We start from the raw sequence: 11,752 nt of genomic DNA, 5'->3' as shown, positions 1-11,752 counted from the left end.
GCAGAGCTCGGCGCCGTCCGACGGCGGGTGATCTCCCTGCGGAGGTCTGGTCGCGGCACGTGCCCCGGCCCTACCGTGGGCCCGTGGCCGAGCCCGGGCCCGGCCGCGCCGGGACGCCCCGCACGGCGTGGACCGTGGGTGTCCTCGCCTGGCTCCTCGGCGCGTCCGCGCTCCTGCTCCAGCTGACCTCGGGCGTGCCGCTGCTCCTCGGTGACCTCCTGTTCGTCGTCGTCGACGCGACGGTCGCGATCGTCTACGGCACGGTCGCCGCGGTGGTCCTCGCGCGCCGGCCGCACGTCGTCGGGTGGCTCACCGCGCTCGCCGCGATCGGCGCAGGCGTCGCCGCGTTCGGCGGCGGCTGGCGCAGCTACGCGTCGACCCATCCAGCGCTCCCTCCGCTCACCCCGCTCGCCGACGCCTACGGCTGGGCGTGGGTGCCGGGCACGGTCGGCCTGTTCGTCCTCGTGCCGTGGTTCGTGCGATCGGGGCGCCTCGGGATCGGCAGCTGGTGCGGCGTCGTCGCCGGGGCCGCGTCGATCGGGTACTTCCTCCTCGCACCGACGGACGACCCGCGACCCGCGATCCTGGGCGTCGTGGTCGTGGGGCTCGTCACCGCCGCAGCGACGGCGTGGCGGTGGCGCCGCGGTCCGGTCGAGGACCGGCGCGGCCTCGGCCTGCTCGCGCTCGGGACCGCCCTCATGGCGTCGTCGTTCGTGCCGCTGCTGGGCACGTGGGCGAACCCCGACGTGATCCTCGCGCTGCCGCTCACGCACCTCGCGTGCCAGGCGCTGTTCCCCGCCGCGATCCTCGTGTGCGTGCTGCGGAACCGGCTCTGGGGCATCGACCTCGTGCTGTCGCGCGCGACGGTCGCCGCGATGCTCGCCGTCGGGCTCGCGGTCGTCTACGCCGTCGTGGTCGTCGTCGCGGCGACGGTGGTCGACGGTCCCGCGGCACAGGTCGTCGCCGCGGTGGGCGTCGCGCTCGTGGTCCAGCCCTTGCACGCGTGGCTGCGTCGTCGCGTGCACGTGCTGGTCTACGGCGACGGCGGCGACCCGGGCCGCGCCGCGCTGAGCGTGGGCCGCCACCTGTCGACGGCGTCGACCGCGGACGAGCTGGTCGCCGGCCTCGCGGTGGGCGTGCGCGAGGCGCTGCGGCTCGAGTCCGTGACGGTCGAGTGGCCCGTCGACGCGGGCGGCGGGCAGGACGACGGCCGGGAGGCCCGATCCTGGCCGGTGGCCGGGGACGGTCCACGCACCGGGACCGGAACCTGGACCGGCACATCTTCCCGGCGCGCCACCGTTCGGACGGTCGAGCACGGCGGGCGCGTGCTCGGGCGCGTGCACGTCGTCCCCCGCGCCGGCGAGCGCCTCGACGCCCGCACGGGCGACGCGCTCGACCAGCTCCTGCCCGTCCTCGGCGCGGGCCTCGCGCTCGCGCAGGGCACCCGCGACCTCGAGGCCGCGCGCGACGCGACGACGCGCGCGCGGCTCGCGGAGCGGCGCGTCATCCGGCGCGAGCTGCACGACGGGATCGGCCCGTGGCTCACGGGCCTGCGCCTCGGGCTCCAGGGCGCGCGCAACGTGCTGCGGACCGACCCGGGCGCGGCGGCGGCGATCCTCGACGCGCTCGGCGCCGAGGCCGGTCAGCGCGTCGAGGACGTCCGCGCCCTGTCGCGGAGCCTCCTCCCGCCGTCGCTCGAGGAGCTCGGGCTCGAGGCCGCGCTCGGCGAGCTCGCCGGCCGGCAGGCGGTCGCCGGGTTCGTCGTCGACGTGCGGTGCGACCCGTGCGCCGGCCTCGACCCCCGCGTCGCGGCCGCCGCCTACGCGATCGCGAGCGAGTCCGTCGTCAACGCGGCGCGGTACGCGGGCGTCGACGAGTGCCGGCTCGAGGTCCGGGTGCGCGACGGGGACCTCGTCGTCACGGTCGAGGACCACGGGGTCGGCGTCGCGCCCGGTGCGCGGCCGGGCGTCGGGTCGCGGTCGCTCCGCGAGCGCGCGGACGAGCTCGGCGGCAGCGTCGTGGTCACGACGGCGAGCGTCGACCGGGACGCGACGTGGCCGGCGGGACCGACGGTACCGACGGGGCCGACGGACGGCGCGGACAGGCCGGGGACGCGCGTGCTCGCCGTGCTGCCGCTCGACCCGGGACGGGCGTCCGACGGGACGCACCTCGTGGTCGGCGCGGGCTCGCGGGAGGTCGCCCGGTGACGCTCGACGTGGTCGTGGTCGACGACCACCCCGTCTTCCGGCTGGGCCTCGTCGCGCTGCTCGACTCGCTCGACGGCGTGCGCGTCGTCGGGCAGGCGGCCGGCGCGGCCGAGGCGCGCGCGGTGCTGGGGCTCACCACACCGCTCGGCGCCCCACGGCACGACGCCCCACGGCACGGCGGCGCGCGGCGCGACGACGGACCTCGGCACGACGGGCGGGCGGGCGACACGCCCGCGGTGACGGCTGCGCCCGGAGCGAGCGCCGCCGTCGTGCTCATGGACGTGGACCTCGGCGACGGGTCGGGCGTCGAGGTCACGCGCGAGCTCGTCCGCGCCCGGCCGGACGTACGGGTGCTGGTCGTGACGATGCACGAGGACGCGGACGTCGTCGTCTCGGCCGTGCGGGCGGGGGCGCGCGGGTACCTCGTGAAGTCCGCGAGCCCGGTCGAGATCGAGCGCGCCGTCCGCGCGGTCGCCGACGGCGCGATGATCCTCGCCCCGGCGGTGGCCGACCGCGCGATGGCGTACGTCGTCGGCGGACGGTCGGCCGCGCGCGTGCCGTTCCCGCAGCTCACCGACCGCGAGCGCGAGGTGCTCGACCTCGTCGCGGCCGGGCTCGACAACACCGCGATCTCGCGACGGCTCGTGCTGAGCCCGAAGACCGTCCGCAACCACGTGACGAACGTCCTGACCAAGCTCGGGGCGCGCGACCGCTCCGCGGCGATCGTCGTCGCGCGCGAGGAGGGCCTCGGCAGGGCCTGACCACCGCGGCGGCCTCCGCCGAACCGCGGGTTGAACGTCAACGCCCCCGCCGAACCCCGGGTTGTGCGTCAGATCGGCCTCGCTGTGGCGCACGACCCGGGGTTCGGCAGGCCGACCGTCACGCGTCGTCGTCCTGGATCACCGACAGGACGTTGCCCGCCGGGTCGCGGAACCACGCGATGAGCGGGCCGCCACCGCGGAACACGAAGTCGTCGTCCGTCTCGACGGGCGTGCCCTCGTACCGCTCGAACGCGACGCCGCGCTCGCGGAGGCTCGCGACGGTGCCCGGCACGTCGCGCACCGGGAAGTTGAGGACCGTGTACGACGCCGGCTCGTGCGCGTCGCCCTTCGGGTACACGAGCACGCCGGTCGTGCCGGGCACGTCGAGCCACAGCAGGTCGTCGCCCCGTACGGGCAGCCCCAGCACGTCACCGTAGAACCGCCGGGCCGCGTCGACGTCGTCGACCGAGAACCCGCTGAACGCCTTGTCGAGCATGGTGCCTCCTTGGACGGGCCGGGCTCGGGCGCCTCGGCCTCCTCAGGGTCGACCGTCGGGACGCCGTGCGCTCATCGGCCGTCTGTCGGTGCGGTGCGGCAGGATGACCGCATGACGGAGAGCGCGAGCACCGACGCACCGGTGACGGCCGGCGGAGACCTGCTGCTGCTGGACACGGCGAGCCTGTACTTCCGGGCCTTCTTCGGCGTGCCGGACTCGATCAAGGCCCCGGACGGCACGCCGGTCAACGCGGTGCGCGGGCTCCTCGACATGATCGCGACGCTCGTCACCGACCGGCGCCCCACGCGGCTCGTCGCGTGCTGGGACGACGACTGGCGACCGGCGTTCCGCGTCGCGGCGATCCCGTCGTACAAGGCGCACCGGGTCGCGCGCGAGGAGCCGGGCACGACGGGCGTCGAGGAGGTCCCCGAGAAGCTGCTCGCCCAGGTGCCCGTGATCGTCGAGGTCCTGGCCGCGCTCGGGATCGCGCGCGTCGGCTCCCCCGGGTACGAGGCCGACGACGTCATCGGCACGCTCACCGCGCGCGAGGTCGCGCGCGCCGCGGCGGCGGGCGACGGCCCCACGGCCGCCGTCGGCCGGGCGGACCGCGCCCGCGTCGAGGTCGTCACGGGTGACCGCGACCTGTTCCAGCTCGTCGACGACGCGGCCGGCGTACGGATCCTCTACCCGACGAAGGGCGTGCGGAACCTCGACGTCGTCGACCAGGCGCGGCTCGCGGAGCGCTACGGGCTGCCGTCGGGTACCGCGTACGCGGACATGGCCGTCCTGCGCGGCGACCCGAGCGACGGTCTCCCGGGCGTCCCGGGCATCGGTGAGAAGACGGCCGTCGCGCTCCTCGACCGCTTCGGCGACCTCGCCGGGGTGCTCGCCGCACGTGACGCGGGCGACGTCGGGCTCACCGCGACTCAGCGACGGCGGCTCACCGAGGCCGCCGACTACCTGGCCGTCGCCCCGCTGGTCGTGCAGGTGGCACGCGACGCGCCCGTGGGTGACCTCGACGACGCGCTCCCCGCCGCGCCGGCGGACCCTGAGGCTCTGGAGGTGCTCACCGAGCGCTGGGGCCTGAGGTCGTCGGTGCAGCGCCTGCTCGAGGCCCTCGGCACCACCGCCTGACGCGCCACCCCGAGGTCGCGCCGCCGCCCTTCACCCGTGCGCCGTGGCACGACCAGGTCCCGACTCCCTCTCTCTCTTCGGTGCGGCCCGCCGGTGTCACGTCCTGCGCGTCCCGCACGTCAGAGGGGGGTGACGCCCGCGCGGCGCCACGAGATCCGTCCAGGAACCGAGGGGAACACCATGCGCGAGAGCACGACGGCCCAGACCTCAGTCACCACGAACGACCTCACGCCCGACGCCGTCGCCGGCCTCCGCGAGCGCGTCGCCGGCAGCGTCCTCGTCCGGGGGGACGCGCCCGACGGCGGCCCGACGGCCGCCGAGGCGGTCGCCCCGCACAGCACGCTCGTCGCCCACGACCCGGCGCTCGTCGTCGTCGCCGTGACGGAGGACGACGTCGCCGAGGCCGTCCGGTTCGCCTCCGCCCACGACCTCCCGGTCCGTCTGCACGCGACGGGCCACGGTGCCGCGTGGCCCGTCACCGACGGCGTCGTCGTCGCGACGGAGGGCCTCGCGGGTGTCGAGATCGACCCGGCGAGCCGGATCGCCCGCATCAGCGCCGGGACGCGCTGGCAGGCCGTGGTCGACGCCGCGGGCGAGCACGGCCTCGCCCCGGTCACGGGCTCGTCGACGTCCGTCGGCGTCGTCGGCTACACGCTCGGCGGAGGGTTCGGGCCGCTCGTGCGCAGCCACGGCCTCACCACCGACTGGGTGCGCGGCTTCCGCGTCGTCCTCGCCGACGGGTCCGTCGTCGAGGCGGACGCGGGCTCCGAGCCCGACCTCTACTGGGCGCTGCGCGGCGGCAAGGGCGGCCTCGGGGTCGTCACGCGCCTCGATCTCGAGCTCGCCCCGCTGGCGTCGCTCTATGCAGGCTCGCTGATGTTCGGCACGGAGCACGTCGAGGACGTCTTCCGCGGCTGGGCCGCCTGGACGGCGACGGCTCCCGACGACGTCTCGACGTCGGTGGTCCTGCTCGCCCTGCCGGACCTCCCGTTCATCCCGGAGCCGCTGCGCGGGAAGAACGTCGCCACGCTCCGCTTCGCCTACCCGGGGGACGCCGCCGACGGCGAGCGGCTCGCCGCGCCGCTGCGCGCGCTCGCGCCCGCGCTGACCGACACGATCGACACGATCCCGACGACGGCCGTCGCGACGATCCACGCCGACCCGGAGGACGCCGGTCCGTCGTGGGTGTCGGGCGCGGCCCTGCAGACGATCGACGACGCGTTCGCGGAGCGCTTCCTCGCCGAGTACGGCCCGGCGAGCTCGTCGCCGTTCGTCGCCGCGGAGCTCCGCCACCTGGGAGGCGCCGCGGCGCACGACGTCGACGGCGGGACGGCCGCCGGCGGACGGACCGCGGGCTATCTCGTGAGCTTCGTCGGCGTGAACCCCCCGCGCGTGCCGGACATGGTGGAGAGCGCTGCAGCGTTCGCGCAGTGGTCCGCGCCGTGGGCCGCGAGCGAGACGAACGTCAACTTCCTGCCCGGCCCGTGGACGGACGAGACGCTCGCCCGTGCGTGGTCGCCCGAGACGGCCGCGCGCCTGCGGTCGGTGCGCGCGGCGTACGACCCGGCGGGCAGGTTCCCGTTCGGCTCCTGACGCCCGGCGCTCAGGACTGGAAGAGCGCGGTGAGCCGGGGCAGGCGACGGGCGTTCTCGCCGTCATCGTCGAAGTCCCAGCTCTCGCCCCACGGCTCGGCACCGGATCCCGCGTGCGACGAGGAGTCGCGCGCGGCGTAGTACGCCTCGTCGTCCTCGCCCGTCACCCGGGACCACGCGTCGCCGACCAGCGCGTCGAGCGACTCGAAGCCGAACCACGCCGAGCCCTCGCCGGCCATCGCGGCGACCGCCGGGTGGTCGGCGAGGGAGTCCGGGTCGGCGACCGCCCGCTCGAACGTCGCCCGGCCGGCGAGGATCAACCCGTCGCGGAAGTCCATGAAGCCGTCGTCGCTGCACCCGCCCTCGACGACGTACGCGGCGCCCCAGACCGTCCACCCGTAGGCCGCGTCCGCCACGTCGTCGGCGGCGGCGGCGAACGCGAGCACCTGGTCGGCGTCGAGCTTCTCGACGAGGAGGTCGGTCAGGGCGTCGGGCAGCGGGTCGTCGTCGGCGCCGCGGTCGTCCGCGCCCGCGCCGGTACGGCCGCGGGCCTCCTCGACGAGCGCCCAGAACGTGTCGTGGTCCATGGCGGGGAAGGTAGCGGGGGGCACCCACACCGCGCGACGGTCACGGGCGCGCGTGCTCGAAGATCACGGTCGTGCTCGTCCCGGCGACCTCGGGCCGGACGCTCAGCGTCCGGGAGACGAGGTCGCGCAGCGCGTCCGAGTCGGCGACCGCGACGTGCAGGAGGAAGTCGCGGTCGCCCGTGACGAAGAAGACGCCCTCGACGTCGGGCAGCGTCAGGAGGTAGTCGCGGAACGCCTCGAGACCCTGGCGCGCGCCCGCCTGGAGCCGGATCGCGATGAGCGCCTGGAGACCGCGGCCCGCGGCCGCGGGGTCGACGTCCGCGCGGAACCCCCGCACGACGCCCCGGTCGACGAGCGAGCGCACGCGCGCGTGGCACGTCGACGGCGCGATGCCGACCTGGGCGGCGATCGCCGCGTTCGTCGCGCGCGCGTCCGTCGTGAGGACGTCGAGGATGCGGCGGTCCGTCTCGTCCAGCTCGGCCGCCCCGCGAACGGGTCGAAGATCCTTCGGTGCCACCGTGCCCTCCATCGCGCTCTCCCGAATGTGGTCGGCATTCTCGCCGACTCTACCGAACGTCCTTCGACCGATCTTGTCCTGCGCCGAACGATCGACCATTCTCAGTCTGTGCGACACCACCCCGTCGCGCACCAGCCACACGCCCGCCTCGCGACCCGCGAGGCGGGCGTCGGTCGAAGGAGCCCGACGTGAGCGTGTCGTCCCGCCGTACCCTCAGCACCCGCGCACCTCGTCCCGCCCCGCGGACCGCCGTCGTCGTCGGCGCCGGCATGGTCGGCCTCGCGACGGCCTGGCACCTCCAGGAGCGGGGCGTCCAGGTGACCGTCCTCGACCGCGAGGGCGTCGCCGCGGGATCGTCGTGGGGCAACGCCGGCTGGCTCACGCCCGGCATGGCGATGCCGCTCGCCGACCCGTCCCTGTGGACGTACGGACCGCGCGCCCTGCTCGACCCGGCCGCACCGCTGCACGTGCCGCTGCGGTTCGACCCGCGCCTGTGGACGTTCCTCGCCCGGTTCATGTCGCACGCGACGCAGCGCCGCTGGGACCGGGCGATGGCGGCGCTCACGCCGATCGACCGCGTCGCGCTCGACGCGTTCGACGAGCTCGCCGCGGGCGGTGCCGCCGGCCACCCCGTCGACGCCCGGACGACTCCCGGACCGTTCACGATCGCGTTCGAGCACGAGCGCGAGGCGCGGCCCTTCCTGCGCGAGCTCGAGCACGTCGCCGCCGCGGGCCAGCAGGTGCCGGTCCGCCGTGTCGAGGCGGGCGAGCGCGCGCCGCAGCTCACCGACCGGGTGACGACCGTGCTCGCCCTGGAGGGCCAGCGCTTCCTCGAGCCGGGACCGTTCGTCCACGCGCTCGCCGACTCGGTGCGGGCGCGCGGCGGACGCGTCGTCCCCGGCGCCGAGGTGCGTGCGGTGCGCTCGGACCGGACCACCGGCGGAGGCGACCGCTCCGGGGTGTCGCTGCGCGTCGTCGGGCCCGAGGGCGAGTCCGTGGTCGACGCGGACGCCGTGGTCCTCGCGACGGGCGCGTGGCTGCCCCGGCTCGCGGCGCCGCTCGGCGTGCGGACGCGCGTCCAGGCCGGGCGCGGGTACTCGTTCACCGTGAAGACCGACTCGCCCGTGGAGACGCCGGTGTACCTGCCGGCGCGGCGCGTCGCGTGCACGCCCTACCAGGGGCGGCTCCGCATCGCCGGGACCATGGAGTTCCGCGGGCCCGACGAGCCGTTCCAGCCGCGGCGCGTCGAGGCGATCCTCGCGTCGGTCCGGCACCTGTTCCAGGGCGTCGACCTCGACGAGCGCCACGACGAGTGGGTCGGGTCGCGACCCGTGACGCCCGACGGCCTGCCGCTCGTGGGCGCGACGCGTGCGCCGGGGGTCTACGTCGCGGGCGGGCACGGCATGTGGGGGATCGTGCTCGGTCCGGCCACGGGCAGGGCGCTCGCCGAGCAGGTCGTCACCGGTCGCGTGCCCGACGAGATCCGCCCGTTCGACCCGCTCCGCTGACGAGCGAACCCGCCCGGGCTGTATCCGGGGGGCCGGAAGCCGCGGTCCGCGACCAGCTTGGCACCAAGGACGGCCTGAGGTGGACTGGCAGCATGACGAAGACCCCGCCGAACCGCCGCCTCGTCCCGCCCACGACCGATCTCTTCCCAGCGTGGCGCGACGCGCGCGACGACTGGGGTCCCGGCCTGCACGAGGACGGCTTCGGGCTCGGGCTCGACGACGACGTCGCCTCACCCGCAGGCTTCGCGGCTTGGGTGTCCGGTGTCGGCAGCGCGGTGGCTGCCACGCTCTGGTGGGTCGTCGTCGAGCGCGACGACGGCACCGACGACGTCGTCGGTGGGATCGCGCTGCGTCATCCGGACCACCCCGGGGTCGCGCAGCTCGGGCACGTCGGGTACGGCATACGTCCGGGTGCGCGTCGGCAGGGGCACGCGGCATGGGCCCTGACGCGGGTCCTCGGGGTGGCCGCGGACACGCACGGGATGGACCACGTCGACCTGGTCTGCGAAGAGGGCAACCACGCGTCCGCAGGCCTGGCCGAGAAGCTGGGCGGCGTTCGGCACGGCCACTCGCACCCGGGCGTCGTGCGCTACAGAGTGCCGGTGGCAGGTTCCGACCCTGCTTCGACGAGGGTCGGGCAGCTCTCGTCATCCGTCCGCTCGGCGACTGCGATGTAATGAGCGAGCGCGGCGCGAGACCTGTCCAGCCTGGCCGCCTGGTCCTCCAACCGCCGGAGCCGTGACTGCATCGCGGTCAGCAGCTCGGGACACCCCTGCAGCTCCGGCTCCTCGCCGACGGCGCAGGGCAGCACGTAGTTGATGTCCTCGGACGAGAGGCCAGCACCGAGGAGGTGCGACCGAGGTGGCCGGGTGGCAGCCCGGGTATGCGGAACAGATCGACCTCGGGTCGTTCCCTGCCGAGGTCTCGGCCCTGGAGACCGACGTCCGGGCGATGTCGCACCTGGTCGACGAGAGAGGCTGCCGGCCTGAACGACGAGCTGCCACGTCTGATCAAGGCCATCGCGGACCGCTCCGTCGCGGCAGGGCACGGCGCCGAGCAGTACCCCGTGCTGATCGAGCAGTTCTCCAAGCCGGCCCGGACCGTCCCGGCGGAGCGATCCGGGGTCCAGGAGCGCGGGACGCCGCGCCGAACACGACCTGGAGGTCGCTATCCGCCGGATTGCGACCTCCAGGTCGTGGTCGGCGGTGCGCGACGTCGTGCTCGGCGGGTCGGCGGGTCCCTACCCTGGCCCGCATGGACCTCACGCGCTCGATCCCGCTGTTCGTGCTCGCCGCGCTGCTGGAGATCGGCGGTGCGTGGCTCGTGTGGCAGGGCGTGCGGGAGCACCGCGGCTGGCTGTGGATCGGGGCCGGCGTGGTGGCGCTGGGGCTCTACGGCGTCGTCGCGACGCTCCAGCCGGACGCGCACTTCGGGCGCATCCTCGCGGCGTACGGCGGCGTGTTCGTCGCGGGGTCGCTCGCCTGGGGCATGGTCGTCGACGGGTTCCGCCCCGACCGCTGGGACGTCGCGGGCGCGCTCGTGTGCCTCGTCGGCGTCGCGATCATCATGTACGCGCCGAGGCCTGCGTGACCGTCGTCCAGGGCGCGTGACGCGGGCCGGAGGGTCTGCCAGGATCAGCCCGTGACCATCGACGTTCCCACCGGCAGGGGGCCGGCGCCCGACGCCGGGGCCGGGCAGCTCGAGCCGACGCTCCCGGGCCTCGGCCCGGACCCCGCGCAGCCGCCGTACGCGAGCTGGGGCCGACGGGTCTTCGCCTACCTGCTGGACGCCGCGATCGTGTCGGCGGTGACGTTCCTCGCCGTCGGGCCGGTCGGCACGCCGGCGCTGCTCCCGGGGTTCTCGATCTCGTCGAGCGGGGACCAGACCGCCACCGTCGTCACCGACAGCGGGTGGCTCGTGGCGACCGCGCTCGCTCTCGCGCTGCTCCAGGCGTACGCCGGCTGGACGCCCGGCAAGCGCACGGTCGGGATCGTCGTCGTCCGCGAGGAGACCGGCCGCCCGGCGGGGCTGCTCGCCACGGTGCTGCGATGGCTGGCACACATCCTCGACGCGATCCTGCTCATCGGCTTCCTCCGACCTCTGTGGCACGCGCAGCGCAAGACCTTCGCGGACTCGCTGCTGCACACGGTCGTCGTCATCTCGGCCGACGCGCCGGCACCGCACCCGTGGGTCGCGGCGCTCCGCGGACGGCTGCGCTCCCGCGGCCCCGGGCCCGACGGCGCCCCGCGCCCCGGTGGTCGGCGCGCCTCGACCGTCGTCACGGCGAGCGCGACGCTCGTGTGCGTCACGGCGTCGGCGTTCGCGCTCACGCCCGCCACCGTCGAGGGGGGTGACGTCTGGCAGGCCGACTGCACCCCCCTGGTGGAGCCGGGCGCCTCGACGGCACCCCTGAGGTTCGAGAGCGTCGGCATCGTGTCCTGGTCCGTCCCGGTGAGCGAGACCCGGTGGGGCGTGACGCGCACGGCGCCACCTGCTGTCGCACCGGCCTTCGCACCGGCCGATGCCGACGGTCTCGAGGCGACGTACGTCGTCACCCCGGCACCGGGCACCACGGCGGGCGTCCCCGTCGACGCCGAGCTCGTGCTCGCCCTGTCGACCTGGGACGGCGCCCTGGTCCTCGACCGGTCGTCGGCGGTGCGCGTGACGTCTGCGGCCGACGGCACGTTCACCGTCGAGCCGCTGTCCGGGTCGCCGGACGGTGGCGACCTCGAGACGGTGCGCGTCGACGCGTCGACCGTCACCGCGCTGCCGCCCGCGTGGCGCTGGGACGCGTCGCTCCGGATCGACGGGGCGACCGTCGCCTCGTGCGGCGGGCGTGGGTCGACCTGACGCGTCTCGTATCGCGGAGGTTGAACCGCAACACGCACGAAACGCAGTGGACGACCGGGGGAAATGTCGCGGTCGCACGATGGAGGGGCGCCGGACCTCG

General features: G+C 75.7%; 11 protein-coding genes and 1 pseudogene. 9 read left to right on the top strand and 3 right to left on the bottom strand.

Translation table 11 applies throughout. The features are described 5' to 3' along the window. Positions 1 to 83: 83 nt before the first annotated feature. A complete protein-coding gene (locus V5D56_RS04610; protein ID WP_435737883.1) occupies positions 84 to 2,207 on the top strand; it encodes a sensor histidine kinase in 2,124 nt (707 codons plus the stop codon). Continuing rightward, the gene (locus V5D56_RS04605) at positions 2,204 to 2,968 is read left to right on the top strand and encodes a response regulator (RefSeq protein ID WP_435737882.1); all 765 of its coding nucleotides are present in this window, start codon (positions 2,204 to 2,206) and stop codon (positions 2,966 to 2,968) included. Before V5D56_RS04610 ends, V5D56_RS04605 begins: the two co-directional genes overlap by 4 nt. Positions 2,969 to 3,086: 118 nt before the next feature. Here the strand turns inward: V5D56_RS04605 and V5D56_RS04600 are convergent, their stop codons facing one another. Further along, positions 3,087 to 3,464 carry a VOC family protein gene (locus V5D56_RS04600; protein WP_435737881.1) on the bottom strand — a complete coding sequence of 126 codons (378 nt, stop codon included), beginning with the start codon at positions 3,462 to 3,464 and terminating at the stop codon, positions 3,087 to 3,089. 111 nt (positions 3,465 to 3,575) lie between these two features. Here V5D56_RS04600 and V5D56_RS04595 point away from each other — a divergent pair, with 111 nt between their 5' ends. Beyond that, the gene (locus V5D56_RS04595; RefSeq protein WP_435737880.1) at positions 3,576 to 4,598 is read left to right on the top strand and encodes a 5'-3' exonuclease; all 1,023 of its coding nucleotides are present in this window, start codon (positions 3,576 to 3,578) and stop codon (positions 4,596 to 4,598) included. 180 nt (positions 4,599 to 4,778) lie between these two features. Continuing rightward, positions 4,779 to 6,191: an FAD-binding oxidoreductase gene (locus V5D56_RS04590; RefSeq protein WP_435737879.1), complete on the top strand. Its 1,413-nt coding sequence runs from the start codon at positions 4,779 to 4,781 to the stop codon at positions 6,189 to 6,191. Positions 6,192 to 6,201: 10 nt separating this feature from the next. Here V5D56_RS04590 and V5D56_RS04585 read toward each other — a convergent pair whose 3' ends face one another. Both V5D56_RS04585 and V5D56_RS04580 read right to left on the bottom strand, forming a co-directional pair. Then, complete coding sequence (locus V5D56_RS04585; protein WP_435737878.1) at positions 6,202 to 6,777, bottom strand: DUF4240 domain-containing protein; 576 nt, start codon at positions 6,775 to 6,777, stop codon at positions 6,202 to 6,204. A gap of 40 nt (positions 6,778 to 6,817) precedes the next feature. Continuing rightward, complete coding sequence (locus tag V5D56_RS04580; RefSeq protein WP_435737877.1) at positions 6,818 to 7,294, bottom strand: Lrp/AsnC family transcriptional regulator; 477 nt, start codon at positions 7,292 to 7,294, stop codon at positions 6,818 to 6,820. Between the two features lie 188 nt (positions 7,295 to 7,482). Here V5D56_RS04580 and V5D56_RS04575 point away from each other — a divergent pair, with 188 nt between their 5' ends. The 5 genes and pseudogenes from V5D56_RS04575 (at position 7,483) to V5D56_RS04555 (ending at position 11,652) form a co-directional block, all read left to right on the top strand. After that, positions 7,483 to 8,802 carry an NAD(P)/FAD-dependent oxidoreductase gene (locus V5D56_RS04575; RefSeq protein WP_435737876.1) on the top strand — a complete coding sequence of 440 codons (1,320 nt, stop codon included), beginning with the start codon at positions 7,483 to 7,485 and terminating at the stop codon, positions 8,800 to 8,802. A 92-nt stretch (positions 8,803 to 8,894) separates the two neighbouring features. Continuing rightward, a complete protein-coding gene (locus V5D56_RS04570; protein WP_435737875.1) occupies positions 8,895 to 9,479 on the top strand; it encodes a GNAT family N-acetyltransferase in 585 nt (194 codons plus the stop codon). A gap of 206 nt (positions 9,480 to 9,685) precedes the next feature. Beyond that, positions 9,686 to 9,877: pseudogene (locus V5D56_RS04565) on the top strand (hypothetical protein); the annotation flags it as partial. A gap of 179 nt (positions 9,878 to 10,056) precedes the next feature. Continuing rightward, a complete protein-coding gene (locus V5D56_RS04560; protein ID WP_435737874.1) occupies positions 10,057 to 10,392 on the top strand; it encodes a YnfA family protein in 336 nt (111 codons plus the stop codon). A 51-nt stretch (positions 10,393 to 10,443) separates the two neighbouring features. Beyond that, positions 10,444 to 11,652 carry an RDD family protein gene (locus V5D56_RS04555; protein ID WP_435737873.1) on the top strand — a complete coding sequence of 403 codons (1,209 nt, stop codon included), beginning with the start codon at positions 10,444 to 10,446 and terminating at the stop codon, positions 11,650 to 11,652. Positions 11,653 to 11,752: the final 100 nt, after the last annotated feature.

Origin of the sequence: Cellulosimicrobium sp. PMB13, from assembly GCF_051294865.1 — a bacterium.
Classification (GTDB): Bacteria; Actinomycetota; Actinomycetes; order Actinomycetales; family Cellulomonadaceae; genus Cellulosimicrobium.
This window is presented reverse-complemented; position numbering and strand designations above follow the sequence as displayed.